The 17,717-nt window shown below is 32.2% G+C and carries 18 protein-coding genes; 3 read left to right on the forward strand and 15 right to left on the reverse strand.

Annotated features, from left to right (window positions below; translation table 11 throughout):
* Positions 1 to 64: 64 nt before the first annotated feature.
* The 4 genes from KSU54_RS16580 to rapZ are packed head-to-tail and all read right to left on the reverse strand — an operon-like array spanning position 65 to position 2,410.
* Entirely contained in the window at positions 65 to 352 is a 288-nt protein-coding gene (locus KSU54_RS16580; RefSeq protein ID WP_003535191.1) for a hypothetical protein, read from the reverse strand.
* 39 nt (positions 353 to 391) lie between these two features.
* Positions 392 to 604, reverse strand: a complete 213-nt coding sequence (locus KSU54_RS16585; RefSeq protein ID WP_008792445.1) for a helix-turn-helix domain-containing protein — start codon at positions 602 to 604, stop codon at positions 392 to 394.
* A gap of 1 nt (position 605) precedes the next feature.
* The gene (whiA, locus tag KSU54_RS16590; protein WP_003535193.1) at positions 606 to 1,553 is read right to left on the reverse strand and encodes a DNA-binding protein WhiA; all 948 of its coding nucleotides are present in this window, start codon (positions 1,551 to 1,553) and stop codon (positions 606 to 608) included.
* Positions 1,554 to 1,561: 8 nt separating this feature from the next.
* Positions 1,562 to 2,410, reverse strand: coding sequence for an RNase adapter RapZ (gene rapZ, locus KSU54_RS16595; protein ID WP_009299336.1), 849 nt, complete (start codon positions 2,408 to 2,410; stop codon positions 1,562 to 1,564).
* 221 nt (positions 2,411 to 2,631) lie between these two features.
* On the opposite strand from rapZ, the gene KSU54_RS16600 reads away from it, so the two are divergent.
* Positions 2,632 to 3,750 (forward strand): hypothetical protein, encoded by a 1,119-nt coding sequence (locus tag KSU54_RS16600; RefSeq protein ID WP_003535195.1) that lies wholly within the window; start codon positions 2,632 to 2,634, stop codon positions 3,748 to 3,750.
* Between the two features lie 15 nt (positions 3,751 to 3,765).
* Positions 3,766 to 5,190, forward strand: coding sequence for an SPFH domain-containing protein (locus KSU54_RS16605; protein ID WP_003535196.1), 1,425 nt, complete (start codon positions 3,766 to 3,768; stop codon positions 5,188 to 5,190).
* 78 nt (positions 5,191 to 5,268) lie between these two features.
* Here the strand turns inward: KSU54_RS16605 and KSU54_RS16610 are convergent, their stop codons facing one another.
* From KSU54_RS16610 to asrA, 11 genes are all read right to left on the reverse strand, one after another.
* Positions 5,269 to 6,204: a hypothetical protein gene (locus KSU54_RS16610; protein ID WP_003535197.1), complete on the reverse strand. Its 936-nt coding sequence runs from the start codon at positions 6,202 to 6,204 to the stop codon at positions 5,269 to 5,271.
* A gap of 72 nt (positions 6,205 to 6,276) precedes the next feature.
* Positions 6,277 to 6,852: a uracil-DNA glycosylase family protein gene (locus KSU54_RS16615; protein WP_003535200.1), complete on the reverse strand. Its 576-nt coding sequence runs from the start codon at positions 6,850 to 6,852 to the stop codon at positions 6,277 to 6,279.
* Between the two features lie 59 nt (positions 6,853 to 6,911).
* Positions 6,912 to 8,036: a precorrin-2 dehydrogenase/sirohydrochlorin ferrochelatase family protein gene (locus tag KSU54_RS16620; protein ID WP_003535202.1), complete on the reverse strand. Its 1,125-nt coding sequence runs from the start codon at positions 8,034 to 8,036 to the stop codon at positions 6,912 to 6,914.
* Positions 8,017 to 9,312, reverse strand: coding sequence for a glutamate-1-semialdehyde 2,1-aminomutase (gene hemL, locus KSU54_RS16625; RefSeq protein WP_003535204.1), 1,296 nt, complete (start codon positions 9,310 to 9,312; stop codon positions 8,017 to 8,019). Before hemL ends, KSU54_RS16620 begins: the two co-directional genes overlap by 20 nt.
* Positions 9,305 to 10,282, reverse strand: a complete 978-nt coding sequence (gene hemB / locus KSU54_RS16630) for a porphobilinogen synthase (RefSeq protein ID WP_003535206.1) — start codon at positions 10,280 to 10,282, stop codon at positions 9,305 to 9,307. Before hemB ends, hemL begins: the two co-directional genes overlap by 8 nt.
* Entirely contained in the window at positions 10,272 to 11,708 is a 1,437-nt protein-coding gene (gene cobA / locus KSU54_RS16635; RefSeq protein WP_003535208.1) for a uroporphyrinogen-III C-methyltransferase, read from the reverse strand. Before cobA ends, hemB begins: the two co-directional genes overlap by 11 nt.
* Entirely contained in the window at positions 11,698 to 12,591 is an 894-nt protein-coding gene (gene hemC, locus KSU54_RS16640) for a hydroxymethylbilane synthase (RefSeq protein WP_003535209.1), read from the reverse strand. Before hemC ends, cobA begins: the two co-directional genes overlap by 11 nt.
* Positions 12,588 to 13,778: a glutamyl-tRNA reductase gene (locus KSU54_RS16645; RefSeq protein WP_003535211.1), complete on the reverse strand. Its 1,191-nt coding sequence runs from the start codon at positions 13,776 to 13,778 to the stop codon at positions 12,588 to 12,590. The genes hemC and KSU54_RS16645 overlap by 4 nt, the downstream gene beginning before the upstream one ends.
* A gap of 30 nt (positions 13,779 to 13,808) precedes the next feature.
* Complete coding sequence (asrC, locus tag KSU54_RS16650) at positions 13,809 to 14,846, reverse strand: sulfite reductase subunit C (protein WP_003535213.1); 1,038 nt, start codon at positions 14,844 to 14,846, stop codon at positions 13,809 to 13,811.
* A 12-nt stretch (positions 14,847 to 14,858) separates the two neighbouring features.
* Positions 14,859 to 15,653, reverse strand: a complete 795-nt coding sequence (asrB, locus tag KSU54_RS16655; protein ID WP_003535215.1) for an anaerobic sulfite reductase subunit AsrB — start codon at positions 15,651 to 15,653, stop codon at positions 14,859 to 14,861.
* Positions 15,646 to 16,686 (reverse strand): anaerobic sulfite reductase subunit AsrA, encoded by a 1,041-nt coding sequence (asrA, locus tag KSU54_RS16660; RefSeq protein WP_003535217.1) that lies wholly within the window; start codon positions 16,684 to 16,686, stop codon positions 15,646 to 15,648. The genes asrB and asrA overlap by 8 nt, the downstream gene beginning before the upstream one ends.
* 118 nt (positions 16,687 to 16,804) lie before the next feature.
* Between asrA and KSU54_RS16665 the strand changes: the two genes are divergently transcribed.
* Positions 16,805 to 17,717 (forward strand): LysR family transcriptional regulator (locus KSU54_RS16665; protein ID WP_226814560.1); only part of this gene is annotated, 913 nt, incomplete at its 3' end.

The raw sequence follows: 17,717 nt of genomic DNA on the forward strand, positions 1-17,717 counted from the left end.
GCTAAAGCTTTTTGAGACCCCCAGCCTAGCTGGGGGTTTTATTGCAGACAAAAAATGAAGATGATTATTTATCATCTTCATCAAATTCTTGATAATCGACATCAATTATATCATCACTACCACGACGATACTCTTCTTGGCTATAATAAGCCTTTTTCTTTTCTTCAGTTTTTCTTTGAAATTCTTTGTTATATTCTTCTAACTGTTTAGTATAAAGATATCTTTTTATCGCTGACCAAACAACTAATATCGCAATAATTATCCAAACAATCGGATTAGTAAGTAGATTTAAAATCAAACTTAAGATAACAATAATGATTAAAATTATCAAAATCACATAATACAGTGGCATCAAATCAACTCCTTTATATATAGATATAATACACGTTTATCATTTAAAATCAAATAATTCTTTTAGGTTTACCGCAAAACCATTAGCTATTTTTTCAATTGATTTCAATGAAACATTTCTTGTTCCACGTTCAACATCTGATATATAGTTCTTTGATAACCCGCAACGAAAAGCCAATTCTTCTTGAGAAATATTTTGCTTCAAGCGCAATTCTTTAATACGATGACCAAACTTAACTTCAATTTTATCCATTTTAATCACTCTCCATTTGGATCAATCGTTTAGCCTCTTCACTTATTTTCTTAAATCGATGATGCAAGCCGGACTTACTTATTGTTTGTCCAGTTTCTTCATAATAAACTTCAGTCAGCTCATTTAATGTTAATTCAGGATATTTTTTTCTAATTAAAGCAACAGCACGTGTTTTTTCATCAAGCATGTCTAAACCAAGAAACATATCTACCGTCTCAATATCTTCTAATTGTTTATTTGCTGTTGCCATTGATTTCATTTCATTAGCAATATCACAATTATTCCAGCGATTTACAGTATTTGACATGCTGCGATCAATTCGAGTACTTTCAAAATTCATTACTGACTGGCTCGCTCCGATTGCCCGTAAAAAATCACCAATCTTTTCTGAAGACTTTAAATAAACTACATACTTATTACGACGTTTAATAATCTTTGCATTTAACTCAAACCGATTAATTAAATCAGCAATAAACTGAGCAAATTCTTCTTCATTAAAACTCATTTCTAAATGATAATTTGATGTTTCAGGATTATTAACACTTCCACATGATAAAAATGCCCCTGCTAAATAAGCTCTTGTACAACATTCCTTTTCAATAATCTTGGGATTAGGAATCTGATTAAACCCCAAACCATCCATCAATGATAAATCATCTAAAATTTCCCTTGCTTTAGTAACCTTTAAAATATAAACATTATTTTTCTTTAGTTTCATTTTTCTTGAAACAAGAAATTCGATCTGAGGATCATACTCTTCTTTTAACATTTTATGTATTTTTGATGCAATCTTAGCATTCTCTGTTCTAATCGTTAAAGAAAGACCATGATTTGATAGCGATAATGTCCCATTGATCTTAATTACTGCACATAACATTGCTCTTTGACAACATGATTCAAAATCATTAAAAACTACTTCTTCTTTGACAACTCTTGAAAAAGATACCATCTTAATCCTTAATGATCTGCATCACGGTGTAACCGATGAACTTGATAAACTTTACTGTAGTGATCAGCAAAATAATTAGTTAACGAAACTGAACGATGTTGTCCTCCAGTACAGCCAATTCCAATAATTAAATGCATCTTACCTTCTTTTTCATATTCTTTTAATAAATAATCAAATAAAACAGTCATCTTTTCAATAAAGACTTTTGTTTCCTCTTTATCAATTACATAATCATAAACAGCTTGATCATTTCCTGTTAAATGACGTAATTCTTCAATGTAAAAAGGGTTTGGTAAGAATCTGACATCAAATAATAAATCTGCATCTTTGGGTACCCCATGTTTATATCCAAATGATTCAAAGGTTATTCTAAATGGGTCAATTTTCCCTTTACTAAAATAATCTTCTAATAAATTTTGGAATCTTGCTCCTTTTAATTTTGTTGTATCAATTACTAAATGTGCTAATCGTGAAATCGGCTCTGCTAAACGTCGTTCAAACTCTATTGCTTCAATTAAAGAAGACGCTTTATTTGAAATCAACAAAGGATGAGACCTTCTTGTTTCTTTATATCTTTTAACTAGAACTTCATCATCACAATCTAAAAATACGACAGTTAGATGAATCCAATCTAAATTTGATAATAATCTAATTGCTTTAAGTGCATCATCCAAACTTACTGCCATCGCTACTCTTTGGTATTTGGGATTATCCTGCACTAATTCCGCAAATTCAGTCAATAAGGCAACCGGATAATTATCAATACAACGGTATGCCAGATTTTCAAAACAGGCCATCGCGCTAGTCTTCCCTGCACCTGACATCCCAGTTACAATTACTATTTCTACTTGATCCATAATCTTCACTTCTCTTTCTATGAACATTTTACCAAAAATACACTGATAAGTGTACTTTATTTAAAAAGTTTTAACAATAATTATCGACATTTTTGCAAGTATATTTATGCTTTGTAACTCATATATATAATTATTTGAACTGATACTAATTTTAAGAAATATTAATAGTCGAAAGATGTAGTTATATGATACAATTTAATTAAATACAGAGGGGTGAGGCTATGGATAAAAAGGATAAGATCGACACTTTAATTGATCAATACTTAAATTTTTACCAGCATGGCAGCCAAGCAATCGAACCGCAGCAAAGTACTGATTTTGACAGCTTAATGAACCAGTACAAGTCTAAATTTGATAAACAAATCGCTAATGAGCAAAAAGCAATCAGAGAAAAAGAAGAAGCACGAGTTCTTCAAAAAAAACAGGAAGCGAAACTACAAAGTCAAAAAAGAAAGACCCAAGAACAACAAAACAAGTTGCGTAAAGAGAAATTGCGTAATCATTCCAAAAAAACTACGGCAGAAGTTAAACAAGCCGCAAAAAAATACCAGCACCAAAGTCGTGATTATGATAAAAGCAGTAATCATAAAAGGCTAATTGTTTTAATTATAATAGTTGTCGTCTTTGGGTTAATTTATTTTATTGCCTCTAATCAAGATAATGAATCTACTAATAATACCTATTTATATAATAATTTAAATTATCTAGTCAATGATGCCGTTTTGCAAGAACCTAGTTCAAACGATTTGAGCTATCTGGATAATATTGAAAATAATGAAAATTACAATGTTGCTATCACATATTTAAATTATGTTGAAGATGGCTTAAATTATCTTGATTTAATTAGTGTTACAAGAGGTAATGATGATTTATTAGAAATCAGGAATGATTCTGAGTATTATTTGTATATCAAGTATCTTGACAATGGCTATACAAATAATGTTTTAATCGTTCCTAATGATACTTATTATTGCTCCATTATTGATGAGGAAGAATTAACTATAGAGACTATTGCATTTTATAATTTTGAAGATCCGGCATTAGATGTCTTCACTAATTTATCAGATATTGATATCTATATGAATGTTGATAGTATTGATTTTTTAGAAACAAATGCGGAAATTTTATTTAAACATTATTATTATCAAGCTTATTTAAAACTGCCATATGATGACATTATGGTCATCAAAGAAAGAGATTCTAATAAGGGATATTATGGTTACCTTGATTATACAAATCGCCAAATCAAAGTATATTACTCTGATAATTATACTCACGATGTAACCATTGAAAATATTCAAAATTATCAAAGTGATTATCTTAAAACCATAACACTTTAGAAAAGGGGAGAAAAAATGATTTCAGATAATTTCTTTACAGAACACATGACTATTGTTATTGCTGTAGCTATTGTTCTACTACTTATTATTATTTTATTGACATGCTGGAAAAGAGTTCCTGCTGACAAAGCTTTAGTTATCACCGGATTAAAGAAACGTGTTCTAACGGGTAAAGGGGGTATTCAAGTACCATTTCTTGAAACATCTTGTATCATTTCATTAGAAGCTGTTTCAATGACCACTGATATCACTGAAGCACCTTCAAAACAAGGAATTTTTGTTGATATTGCTGGTACTGCAGTTGTTAAAGTTGACAATAATCCAGAGAAAGTATTAATTGCAGTCGAGCAATTTTGCAGTGGTAATGCTGATCGTACTACTCAAAATATTAAAACTGTAGTTGAACAAATCTTGGAAGGTAAACTTCGGGGAATTGTTTCTACATTAACCGTAGAACAAATTAATGAAGATCGTGTCGCATTCGAAAACTCAATTGAAGACAGTATTACACGAGAATTAGATAACATGGGATTACGTTTGTTATCATATACAGTATTAAAAATTGCTACTCAAGGGGGATATTTAGAAAACCGGGCAATCCCTCAAATCGCCCAATCAAAAGCAGATGCTGATATTGCTAGCGCTGAAAGAGCAAGAGATACCGAAGTTAAAACTGCTGCTGCAGTACGCGAGGGGCAAAAAGCTAAATTAGAAGCTGAAGCTGAAATTGCTCAAAGTGATCGTGATAAAACAATTCGAATGGAACAATATCGTGCCGAACAAGATAAAATCAAAGCCAATGCCGATGTTTCATACAAGCTTCAAGAAATTGAAAATAATAAAATCGTTGCTGATCGTAATGTTGAATTAGCAAAAAAAGAAGCACAAGTAGTTGAAGAACAATTAGTGGCATCTGTAAAAAAACCAGCTGACGCTAAAAAATATGAAACTGAGGTTCAAGCTGAAGCAAATAAAATAAAATCGATTAAAGAAGCCGAAGCTCGAGCTCAAGCATTAAAAATCGAAGCTCAGGCACGCGCTGACGCCAAATTATTAGAAGCTAAAGCTGAAGCCGAAGCTATTCGAGCACAAGGGGAAGCTGAAGCCGAAGCTTTAAAAGCTAAGGGAATTGCCGAAGCCGAGGCCAAAGACCGTTTAGCCGAAGCCATGGAAAAATATGGTGAGGCCGCAATGATGTCAATGGTAGTTGAACGTCTCCCAGAAATTATGGCACAAATTGCCAAACCAATGGAACAAATCGACAAGATTACTGTTATTGATAACGGTAGCGGTGATGGCGGAAGTAAAGTTAGTAAAATTGTTAGTGATGTTGCTGCTAATGGGTTTGAAGTTTTAAAAGATCTAACTGGTGCCGATTTAGGTGAAGTTGTTCGTACTATCGCTAATAAAAACAGTAATAATAAACCTAAAACTAAATAAACTTAATTATTCCTCTTTAATGAGCATTTGCTTGTTAAAGAGGTCTTTTTATGAAAACAGTGAAACACTGCTATTAAATCAGTGTTTCACTGTACCTTTATTAAACCTTCCTGCTAGTTTTTCAAGCATACTTTTTGAAATACCAAATTTACCACATAAAAAATCCTCGATTTCTTCTGGACTTTTCCCTGCTAAATCATTTTCATCTATTCCCATTGATGACATTATACTCTTAACTCGGTTGAACATCTCACTATCACCTTGTTGATACTTATTCATCATATCATTATAAAACTGCTGAGCATTATCTATCTTTTGTTCTTCTTCAATATTTTTTTGATTAAATTGATTTTGACATTCTAATAAACCATCAATTTCATCACTATCTAACCCTAATACATCAAAAAATTCAAGTGCTCGATTACAAATATTTTCTAATTCATATTGATAATCTTCATCAGCTAATTGCTGAACCATCTCTAATTCCTTATAAAACTCTTTGATACTATTGTTTTGAGTTGGAGTTAATACAATATCTTCATATTCATCATTTTCAAGATCATTTAATACAATCCTCGTATAATACTCTACTTTTTCATGAGTATCCATGATCATCTCTATTTCAATACCAGTAATTTTTGATAACATTGTAACGAATACTTCAGGGTCGATTATCTGGTTACTAAAAGTATATGTTATCTCCTCTAATTTGATAATAGCTTTGATTATTGAATCATTACGATGTTTTTCCAATCCTAAAGAAATAATCTTTTGATATTCAATTATCCCAGCCTGACCAAACTTAAAATATATTTGTGCTGGAGTGATGATCATTCCTCGGCTGCCATCTTGTTCTTTGGTAGCATCAATAAATGCAAGGATTTCAAAAACATTATAATCACCAAAAGTATAAATTGCATTACTAATTTGATTAGGAAGATTCTGATTTGAATAAAAAGAACCATTAATTACAAGACTATCATTAATATAACTTAATATTTCTTCTTGACTCATTTTTCTTACCTCTTTTCATACTGCTACCATTTTACTAAAATAAAAAGCTATTTTCAATCGAAATAGCCCTATCTAAACTAAACTCTTTATTACTGCCCTGATTTCTTTAACTCGTTTAGCTTCGAATTCTGGATATGTTTTAAACCAGCGCCGATTCAATGGTGAAGGATGCGGAAGAACATATGCAGGTTTCCCATTAAAAACTTGATCATTAAAAATCAAATCAACAAAGTTTTGATTAGGAAATATTTTCTTAGCGGCATAACTACCAATGATGATATAAATTTGGTTATCAACTATGTCAATTTCTTGCCTTAACCACTTTTCACTACAGCATTTTGGCGGCAAACGATCCCCACCGCTTTTAGATTTACCAGGATAACAGTGAGCCAAAGAAGCAATATAGAAATTATTTTGATCATAAAATGTTTCATCATCTATATCATACCACTTCTCACGAAGTTTTTTCCCACTTAAATCATTAAATGGTTTTAAAGTATTGTGGACATTTAATGAAGGGGCTTGACTAATCTGCATGATCTTAGCATTAGGTTTGCCCCAGACAACAGGATGAGGTTCATATCCAAATTGTCTTTGACAATAGCGACACTCTTGTATTTTTTGTTTTAATTCTCCAAAATCTTTCATCTAATCATTCCTTTGTATATATTTTAACCTAATTATTCCCAAAAAGAAAAGATTACTAACTATATAGCAACCTTTTCTAATCCAAAACGTCTTGAAATTTCTTTTGTTAGTAGTGCTACAACTTGTTTATCCTCTAATAATACTGGGGTTAACTGTCCTTTAACATTTTCTATTGCCTTCAAAATGTCATTTTGATAATGATATCCTGGCAACAATACAAAAGGAATGATTTGTTCATATTCACCTATTATTTTAGTATTAAACGCACATACTGAACCATACCTACTAAGAATATCAAATAGTTTACTATTACTCCGTGGATGAATTATAAATAAGCGTTTTACTTTATTAGAATAAAGTTGTTCTAAAAGAATCTCACTGTTAAAAAGTGGTGCTGCTACTTCTTTTGGTGAACACATTTTAGATATTTTATCATAGATCTTTCCATATGAAATGACCATTGGCTGAATCTGCCATTTTATTTTTAACATCATTAATATTTTTAATTTATCTTGAAAATCTATTTCCTTTAAACATAGAGACATCGCAGATACTTGTTCAGCAAAGTAATCAATCACATTCATACACTGTGCTGTAAAAATTAATAGACGTCCTTCTTTTTCTAAAATAAACATTAGTAACATATCTAATTCTGTTTTTTCAAAATACATCAGCTGCTTAAAAAACTGTTTTCGATCATGTTTATTTACCAAATTATTTAAAAGAACCAGCCTACGAATATTACTTAAAGCAGATAAATAATCATCATATTGTTCTAATTCATAAGCTAATTTTTTAGTAAAAGCTGGATACTGCCCCTTTGTTGATATACCTAAAAGCAGATTTTCCGTTTCTACTACCTTCATGGCCTTTAAAGATGCCATACTTGAAGTAGCACAAGCACACAATACTCCTAATTCATCAGCATCTCTAATTATCTGGTTATTTAATTCACGATCATCAGTTGCAATATAAACAAAAAAAGCATTTTGAAGATATTTAGGCTGATAATCTGTCAGATACTTTTCTACCTCTAAAGCCTCGAGCTTTCTATCAATGCGAGAAGCAATTATCTTTACTTTAGCCCCTTCTTTAAGAAACTGCAATGCTTTACGACTAGCAACCGCACCACCGCCAACTATAACAACTGTTTTATCTTTAAAATTAATCAACCAAGGCATCATGACATTTCACCAGTGCTTTTTTTATTGCATTTAAAGTATTGTCGAGATCAATTTGGCTATGAGCAGCACTTACAAACCATGCTTCAAATTGACTAGGAGCAATTAAAATTCCCTGTCTTAACATTTCTCTAAAAAACAAAGCATACATTTCAGTATTACAAGTCTGAACATCTTCAAAAGTAGTAATTGGTTTATTGGTAAAAAATAGCGTCAATAAACTTTGACAACGATGCACCTGATAATCTAATGATAATGTAGATAAAATAGTTTTAATTCCATTTTCTAAATAATTTGCTGCTTTGTTTATATATTCATAAACATCAGGATGATTATTTAAATAGCTTAATTGTGCTAAACCAACAGACATAGCTAATGGATTACCTGATAGCGTTCCTGCTTGATAAACCGGCCCTTGAGGTGAAACTAAACTCATAATTTCTTTTTTTCCGCCGTATGCTCCAACTGGCAGCCCACCTCCAATAATTTTACCAAAACAAACCATATCGGGAATAACTCCTAAATAATCTGGACAGCTATGATAAGAGACACGGAACCCTGTAATTACTTCATCAAAGATCAAAACAATTCCATTTTGATCACATAATGTACGTAATCCGGTTAAAAACTCTTTAGTCGCTGGAACTATTCCCATATTGGCTGCAACAGGCTCTAAAATAATTGCGGCAATATCTTTTTTATTTTGTTCTACTGCTGCTATTACAGAGCTTAAATCATTATATTTGCAGATTATTGTTTGAGAAATTATTTCCTGGGGAATTCCCGGACTAGTTGGAAGATTAAAAGTTAATGCTCCTGAACCAGTCTTAACTAATAAACCATCACTATGTCCGTGATAATTGCCCTCAAATTTAATAATTTTATTCCGACCAGTAAAGCCTCGAGCTACTCTTAAAGCACTCATTGTAGCTTCTGTTCCTGAATTAACCATTCTTACCATTTCAATTCCTTGATAGCTGTCAACAATCAATTTAGCCATTGCTACTTCTAACTTAGTTGGTAGTCCAAAGCTTGTTCCTAACTGACTCGCTTCAATAATTGCATTTTGAACGACTGGATGATTATGCCCTAAAATAAGTGGTCCCCAAGAACAAATATAATCAATATATTCAACTCCATCTTCACCAAACAAATGCGCCTTATCACCTTTTTTTGCAAAAACTGGAATCTCACCAACTGATTTAAAAGCTCGGACTGGTGAGTTTACACCACCTGGAATATATTGACAAGCTTCTTCAAATATTTCTTGATTAGTCATGATGATCACCTTGCCATTTTTGAGCTAATTCAAGTGCAAAGTAAGTGATAATCATATCAGCACCAGCTCGTTTTATTGCTAATAACGATTCCTCTATTACTGCTTCTTTCATTATTCCCTGCTTAACTGCCATTTTAAGCATTGCATATTCACCACTGACATTATAAGCGCAGATTGGCATATTAAAACTAAGTTTTGCCTCCTTGATTACATCGAGAAAAGCTAATGCCGGCTTTACCATAATAATATCAGCACCTTCATCTATATCAGCTTGTATTTCTCGCATCGCTTCATTACCATTAGCTATATCCATTTGGTAACTTGAACGGTTTCCAAATGAAGGAGCACTATTAGCAGCCGCTCTGAATGGTCCATAATAAGAGGAAGCATATTTAGCACTGTAACCCATGATTGGTAAATCTTTAAATCCCGTTTCATCAAGTGCTTTTCTTATAGCAAGAATTTCACCATCCATCATTGCACTTGGAGCTACCATATCTACCCCACTTTTAGCATAGCTTACTGCAATCTTGCCTAAATATAATAAAGTTTCATCATTAATCACACAACCATCACGATCCAAAATCCCGCAATGTCCATGATCTGTATATTCACACATACAAACATCACCGATCACATACATTTCTGGAGCAATTTTTTTGATTTCTCTAATTGCTCTTTGGATGATTCCATCATCATTGTATGCTTCAGTCCCTAATTCATCTTTATGTTCGGGAATTCCAAAAAGAATGCACGCATTAATTCCAGCTCTCTGTAATTCTTTAATTATCTCATTAAGACGGTCAATAGAATAATGGTATATTCCCTCTAATGAAGATATCTCTTTTTTAATATTATTTCCTGCAACCACAAATATTGGGCTGATTAATTGCTCCACTGATAAACGATTTTCTTTGATCAAATTTCTTGGTACCTTTTTATTACGTAATCTTCTTCCTCTATAAAACATTAATATTCTCCTTTATAATCGCAATCATTCCTTCATAACTATTATCTTTAGCTTCAATAATCTTCACATGCGGATAATATTTTTTAAGCGCCTGAGTCGTCATTGGTCCAATTGACAAAGCAATCTTAAAAGTACTTGGATATTTTGCTAAACGTTCAACTGATGAAGCACAAGTAAAACAGGCTAAATGATATGACTCTTCTTCAACAATTATTAATTCTTTATTTTCATAAACAATTAATTCATGATCTTCTGCTCGTTTTTTTATCTTACTATGTTCCTTAGCACGAACAATAATCATTTCTTCACTATCCATCCGTTTATTTTTTAAATAATTATTAAAATCTTCACTATTTGCTTTAGGACTAATTAAATCACTATAATATCCATATAGTTGTAACAAGTTGGCTGTCTTTTCACCAATACAAGCAAAACGAACTGTTGTCAAACTACGATGATCAACCCTTTGCATCTTTAAATAATTAAAAAATCCTCTAATACCATTTTGGCTGGTAAAAACAATTAATTTATGATTTAAATCTAATTTTTGCTGAGAATTCAGGTAATTGACCTTCCCTAACTGAACCTGTTTAACTGCCGCCCCCTGTTCTTTGAAATACTTACTGATTGGTAATTCTTGATCACTAACACATGCAACCAGTATCTTTTTGTTTAGTAGTATTTTTCTTTGAAAAAAATCTAATTCATGATGAAGTGCTACTACTGCACCAACAACAATCAACATAGGCGAGCACAAATAACTATCTTTAAATTTATCGATAATATTTTCTAGTGTTCCATAAATACTTCGCTGCTCTGTTCGAGTTGCGTTGGAAATTAAAGCAATTGGAGTAGTCTTATCTTTTCCTGCCACCAAAAGATTTGTAACGATTTGTTCTAGTTTTTGTTGTCCCATCATAAATATATACGTTAAGCTATCATCTAGAAACTGTTGATAATCCCATTCATAAGCTTGATTATTTTTATGGTGAGCTGTTACTACCATAAATCCAGAAGATACCCCACGATGTGTTATTGGAATACCTGCATAACATAAACCAGCAACAGCTGAAGTTAAACCCGGAACAACTTCAAAGTCAATTCCTGCTTTGAATAAAGCCAAGGCCTCTTCGCCACCACGACCAAAAACATAGACATCGCCACCTTTTAATCGAACGACTTGTGCATATTGTCGAGCTTTTTCAATTAACAGAAGATTAATATTATCCTGAGCTAAAGTATGGTTATTTGAAGCTTTACCCACATAGATTTTCTCACATGTTTCCTTACAATAATTTAATATTGCGGGATCAATTAGCCGATCATAAATTATACAGTCAGCACTTTTTATACATTCGAGCGCCTTAACTGTATATAAATCGATTGCTCCTGGACCACCACCGACTAAATAGACTCTACCGTTCATAAACTTCCCTCATTAACATTTCAGCAAGTGCTGTTACTTCCTCGCTTGCATCTTTTAAACTAAATTTCTTATCAATGTTTTTTAAAACCGTTCCATCTTCATTCCCTAACAATCCGTAAAAATGTACCTGATCTCCAATAATTTTTGCATAACCGCCAACGGGAATATGACAACTGCCATTTACTGTTTTTAAAAATAAACGTTCCAGTTCCATTCGTGTTGTTGTAATTTCATCACTTATATTATTGATCATCGTCAATAATTCACTATCTTGACGAACTTGAATTGCTAATATGCCTTGACCGCAGGCAGGAATCATTTTTGTCTCATCTAAATACTCACTAATTAAATCTTCCAAGCCTAAACGTTTTAGCCCAGCACTTGCAAGTACTAGACCATCGATTTCTTGATTTGCCATCTTTTGCAGACGAGTATTAACATTTCCACGAATATCAACGATTTTTAAATCAGGGCGGAGTTTTAATAGTTGATATTTTCTCCGCTTGCTTCCTGTTGCAATCGTTGCATGCTGAGGCAGCCTTGCTAATGAAGAACAATTCTTTAATACTAAGCAATCACGATAATCACTAGGAGCTAACGTTTTAGCGTATACTAAACCAGCAGGATTATCACTTGGCATATCCTTTAAACTATGGACAGCAAGATCAATTGTATGCTCTAATAGTTCTTTTTCGATTTCTTTAACAAAAACACCTTTATCGTTTATTTTGTCCAAAGCAATATGTTGCATTTTATCACCAATGGTATGAATGACTTTAATTTCGTATTCATTTTCTGGATATGCCCTTTGGAGTTTTTCAATTACATATTCAGTTTGTTTTAACGCAAGACTTGAGCCTCTGCTACCAACAATTATTTTCATTCTTCATTATCCTCTTTAAGACTAAATAGTTTATTTATTACTTCAAGATCATTGATTTGATTAGTTTTTACACAATGTATCGGATCTTTCATTATTTGCATAAATGATGCTTTTAATGTTTTTTCTAATATATGGCGCTCACGAGCAGTTAAAGATAGTTTATTAACCAAAATTTCATAAGTTTGATTAGCTAACTGCATACTTTTTGCCTGTAAAGATTGTATCACATAATCATATTTGATACTATCAAGCTTTGTTCTTACTTCCCTGATCTTAATATCAATTTCTGAATTTATTTTTTCTACATCTTTACTTCGTAATTGATTATTGACTGCAACCTCATGGTTTAATGTATCTAAATCAATACATTGAATAGAAGCAGTTTTATCAATATCACGAGGAATCGTCAAATCAATCGCTATTAATTGTGAACTTATAAAATCATCACGATTAAAGATTAGATGCGGGCTCGCTGTAGCACTTATTAAAATATTAACTTGATCCAACAAGATCTTTCTTTGATTAAAGGGAATAATTTTTATTTTAGGATACTGTTGTTTTAATTTAACAAGTTTGCCACTATTTCGATTAGAAAAAATTAATTCATTATTATCATATAAATATGGGATAAATGATGTCGCAATTTCACCGGCACCACAAATCATAATTTTTTGATTATATAAGTTTGATACTTTTTTTAAATGTTCAACGGCTAAATGAGTCAATGAGATTGACGGCTGCTGATATTTGTGCTTCATCTTTTTGACAAAATTAAGAGTTTCTTGAAAAATCAAAGATAACTCTTTTCCCCCTAAAGACATTCTACAAGTAAAATCATATGCCTGCTTAACTTGTCCTAATATTTGATCTTCACGGATCAGCATCGATTCTAATCCACAGGTTACTTTTAATAGATGCCTAAAAGCTTCATCACCAGTTTTAACATATAATGGCGCCTCAGCTTGATTAAAATAATTTAAATAAATAGATGGTAAGAAATCAATATCTGTTTGATACATCAAATAAACTTCACTTCGATTACAAGTTGATAAAATAAGAACTTGTTCAATACCATAGGTTAATAATAAACTTGAAAATTCTAATTTTTGAGTATCTGTAAAACTAAATAAGGAACGTTTATCCAATGCTAATTGCTTGTGGCTAACACCAATTACTGCGAACTCCATAAACCTTTAAAAAACCACGAAATCGTGGTTTTAATTTTGTGGTCCTGCTTTTTTATGTTGTTCAAGCGGTTTTAAATGGATATTGGCACGTTGTTCACTTTCAGTCCAATACAATTCTTCTGCCACAAGACACTCAGGATTTAATTCAACGCCATCTAAAATCAATTCTTTAAACTTAGGATATCCAGCAATATCAATTAAGTGTCCACCATGAATATATTCAGGTTTGTTATCCATCACCCAGGCAGAAAACTTTTGCCAATTGCTAAACACTTGTAGTAATGCATCTTCGGTAATCCAATTTAAGAAAATTTTCCCCATTCTTGGATACTGTTTTCCACTACGTCCACCTAGAGTAACACGATAAAATTTAGTTGGTTTACGTGTCCAGGCACCAGTTGGACAAGCAATAACACACTCTCCACATCCAACACAACAACAAGTATCTTTATCTACTTTATTATCAGCATTTAGTGAAAGTACTCTAGTCGCATGATGTTGACAAGCTCGCACACAAGCACCACAGCCAATACATCTTTCTGGATGATACTCCATCTTCGCGATCCCCATGATTCCAAAATCATTAAAATGACCTTTTCCACAATCATTAGGGCATCCCGATACTGATACTTTAATATGATAGTGACTAGGAAAAATAATTTTTTCAATTTTTCTTGCTAACTGATACGTATTCACATTTGCTTTGATACAATGAGTATTACCAATACAGCTCATAACATTACGAGCTCCAATAGTAGGATAGCCATAATCAGTAACATCCATATCAACATCACACATTTCGACTTCTACTTCTTTAATATAATCTTTAATATACTTGTTTACTTCACCAATGTATTCATATTTTATTCCGGGAATATTCAAAGTTTGTCGCATTCCAATATGAAATGTTCCGTTTCCCCAGTTTTCTGCGATGTCTTGAACTACTTGCAAATATTTAGCCGCAATCATTGATCCTGGCACCCGCATCTGTAACATGAATTCACCAGCCACTTTAGACTGTCTAAAACAATTTATTCTTAATTTTTTTATATCAATATCATGATTCATCTTCAGCTACTCCTAATCTACTAAATATTTAGCCTTTGTATAATTAAATACTGGTCCATCTAAACAAACATATGTTTCATCAATTCGGCAATGTCCACATTTCCCAACTGCACATGACATTTTTCTTTCAAAAGATACCCAAATTTTTTCATCAGGTACCCCTAAACCAGCAACCTTTTCTCCGGTAAATTTCATCATCATCGGTGGCCCGACAATAATAACTTCATAATTACCCATAAAACTATCAAAAGGAATTTTTTCAACTAAATCGGTTACAAAACCAACGTTCCATCCTTCAATTTGGTCTTTATCTAAAGTATAGAAAGTATTAAATTTTTCTTGCCATTTATTTAGTTCCTCTTTAAAAATAATTCCAGCCTCATTTTTAAACCCAACAATTAAAGTTAAACTTTTTACATATCCATCATTTTCAAAGCACTCATTTAGCATACTTCTTACTGGTGCTAATCCTGTACCACCAGTTATTACAACTAAATGTTTTCCTTTAAAGGTTTCTTCTAAAGGCCAGCCTTTACCATATGGTCCCCTAATAAAGAGAACATCACCAGGTTTCTTATTAAAAATTTCATCAGTTACTTTTCCAACCGAACGAATCGTAAAATCTAACCAGCCCTCACCCTGGGCTGAAACAGAGATTGGTGCTTCACCAATTTTAGGAATTGATAATTGGAGAAACTGTCCATGTTCCGGTTTAATATTTGTAGCAACTTTAAACGTATACTCTAAATTACTTTCTCGTTTTATCTCAAGAATTGTACTTGGAATTGGCTTGATTGGATTATTCATGGTTATCTCCTTTCACTTCAATTTCCGCCACTGCCGTAGCCATCTTCTCAACTGTTGCCGTTACTGAAATATATTCAGGGCATCTTGATGTACAGCGCCCACAACCAACACACATATGATAATCATTAAAACGTGCTTTATAATCATGAAATTTATGAAGAATCTTATATCGCATTCGATCCCCAGCCGTTGGCCTAAAGGCATGACCTCCTGCCATATCACTAAAACCATCGACCTGGCATGAAGCTGCAGTTCTTCGGCGTTCTCCAATACTAGCATTTTCATTATAAATTAAGTCTGTTGTCGTAAAACATGTACAAGTAGCACATGCTATCGTGCAAGCACCACATGAAATACAGCGTGAATTAAATGTTTGCCACATTGAATGTTGTTTTAATTTTAATAACGTTTCCTTGTCCTTGATTTCAGGAACTGTTACTTTTACTTCATTTTCCTCAATAAATGAAACTTCAAAATCATCTTTAGGGGCTTCCATAAAATATTTTTCAAATTCACTTTCTTTAACTTCTATTAATACCTCATTATCTAAATGACGAATTGCCAGACTATAATTGTCCGTTTTATTAGCTTGCATACTAACACAAAAACAAGTGTCCCAGCCACTTGTACACTCCATTAAAATTATCTTAACTTTTTCTTGAAGTCGTTGATAATAAAGATCACTGTACCCGCCATTTCCTAAATATATTTTATTTTGATGTTCCATTGCATTAACATCGCAAGGTCTCATAAAAATCAATATCTTTTTATCAGTTACTTTACTTTCACGATATTCATCTTCTGTAAAATAGAATAAAGATTGAGTAATTGGGGTAATTACTTCTTTAGCTGGAAAATCAGATTTTTGATCAAACACTACTTCTTCAATTTTACTAATTTTATCATAGCGAATAATATCAGTATCTGAATAACGCCCTTGTTTTTCAAAGCGTTTTGGTCCATAGATATCATATTCTTGTGATAGCGTCGCCAAAATATCATTTACATCTTTAAAACCTACTTTATATCCCATCGTTTTTCCTCCTAATGCCTACGCTTACATTTTGATTATAACACTTTCTATGTTATTATAATAATATTAATATCTAATGATATCTATTGGTTTTTCCAATAGCACAGGAGGTCTCAAAATGATTACACGAAAACATTTAGCCATTTTTAAAACGGTTGCTAAAACTAAATCAATGTCAAAAGCGGCCAAATTATTATACATCTCCCAGCCAACTATTTCTCAAAAAATCCAAGAAATTGAAGATGAGTATCAGGTTAAATTATTTGAACGTTATTCAAAGACACTATTTATCAGTGAAGAGGGTCAAACATTACTAGTTAAAGCCAACCAGATATTGAATCTATATGATGAAATTGAACATATCTTTACTAAAACCAAACAATTCCCATTAAAGATTGGTGCAACTTTGACAATCGGCAGTACTCTTATTTCACCTATTTTAAAGAAATTAAAAGATAAATATCAAGATATTACTTTTCAAGTTTATATTGATAATACTAATGTTATTGAAGAAAAATTATTAAATAATACTTTAGATATTGCTTTAGTTGAAGGTACGATCATCAATCAAGATTTAATTGTCGAACCCGTTATCAAAGATCGAGTTGTTTTTGTTTGTGCCCAAGATTACCCTCTAAATAACGTTAAAGTAATGAGCCTAACTGAATTGAGTTTACATCCTTTTATTGATCGTGAACAAGGTAGTGGGACAAGAAATCAACTTGATGAATGCTTAAAAAATAATAATATTTTTTTGGAGCCTGCTTGGCAATGTCATAGTTGGGAATCTGTTAAACAGGCAGTTTTAAATGGTCATGGTATCGCCTTAATGCCTATGAAAATTATTGAAAATGAAGTTATTGAAAAAAGTATCCAAGTTATTAATGTCAATAACATCAGTATTGAACGCGATTTTTCAATTTGTTATCATAAAAATAAAAGTATAAATAAAAAAATGCAAGCCTTTATTAAGACCGGCTCTATACTAAAACTGGAGGGGAAATATATCCTGCTCCAGTTTTCTTATATTT

Source organism: Erysipelatoclostridium sp. MSK.23.31, assembly GCF_019125875.1.
In the GTDB taxonomy this organism is placed as follows: domain Bacteria; phylum Bacillota_I; class Bacilli_A; order Erysipelotrichales; family Coprobacillaceae; genus Thomasclavelia; species Thomasclavelia ramosa.

Excerpts from the sequence above, each read along its gene's own strand:
- KSU54_RS16580 (WP_003535191.1), bottom strand. The coding sequence starts at position 352 with ATGCCACTGTATTATGTGATTTTGATAATTTTAATCATTATTGTTATC.
- KSU54_RS16585 (WP_008792445.1), bottom strand. The coding sequence starts at position 604 with ATGGATAAAATTGAAGTTAAGTTTGGTCATCGTATTAAAGAATTGCGC.
- whiA (WP_003535193.1), bottom strand. The coding sequence starts at position 1,553 with ATGGTATCTTTTTCAAGAGTTGTCAAAGAAGAAGTAGTTTTTAATGAT.
- rapZ (WP_009299336.1), bottom strand. The coding sequence starts at position 2,410 with ATGGATCAAGTAGAAATAGTAATTGTAACTGGGATGTCAGGTGCAGGG.
- KSU54_RS16600 (WP_003535195.1), top strand. The coding sequence starts at position 2,632 with ATGGATAAAAAGGATAAGATCGACACTTTAATTGATCAATACTTAAAT.
- KSU54_RS16605 (WP_003535196.1), top strand. The coding sequence starts at position 3,766 with ATGATTTCAGATAATTTCTTTACAGAACACATGACTATTGTTATTGCT.
- KSU54_RS16610 (WP_003535197.1), bottom strand. The coding sequence starts at position 6,204 with ATGAGTCAAGAAGAAATATTAAGTTATATTAATGATAGTCTTGTAATT.
- KSU54_RS16615 (WP_003535200.1), bottom strand. The coding sequence starts at position 6,852 with ATGAAAGATTTTGGAGAATTAAAACAAAAAATACAAGAGTGTCGCTAT.
- KSU54_RS16620 (WP_003535202.1), bottom strand. The coding sequence starts at position 8,036 with ATGATGCCTTGGTTGATTAATTTTAAAGATAAAACAGTTGTTATAGTT.
- hemL (WP_003535204.1), bottom strand. The coding sequence starts at position 9,312 with ATGACTAATCAAGAAATATTTGAAGAAGCTTGTCAATATATTCCAGGT.
- hemB (WP_003535206.1), bottom strand. The coding sequence starts at position 10,282 with ATGTTTTATAGAGGAAGAAGATTACGTAATAAAAAGGTACCAAGAAAT.
- cobA (WP_003535208.1), bottom strand. The coding sequence starts at position 11,708 with ATGAACGGTAGAGTCTATTTAGTCGGTGGTGGTCCAGGAGCAATCGAT.
- hemC (WP_003535209.1), bottom strand. The coding sequence starts at position 12,591 with ATGAAAATAATTGTTGGTAGCAGAGGCTCAAGTCTTGCGTTAAAACAA.
- KSU54_RS16645 (WP_003535211.1), bottom strand. The coding sequence starts at position 13,778 with ATGGAGTTCGCAGTAATTGGTGTTAGCCACAAGCAATTAGCATTGGAT.
- asrC (WP_003535213.1), bottom strand. The coding sequence starts at position 14,846 with ATGAATCATGATATTGATATAAAAAAATTAAGAATAAATTGTTTTAGA.
- asrB (WP_003535215.1), bottom strand. The coding sequence starts at position 15,653 with ATGAATAATCCAATCAAGCCAATTCCAAGTACAATTCTTGAGATAAAA.
- asrA (WP_003535217.1), bottom strand. The coding sequence starts at position 16,686 with ATGGGATATAAAGTAGGTTTTAAAGATGTAAATGATATTTTGGCGACG.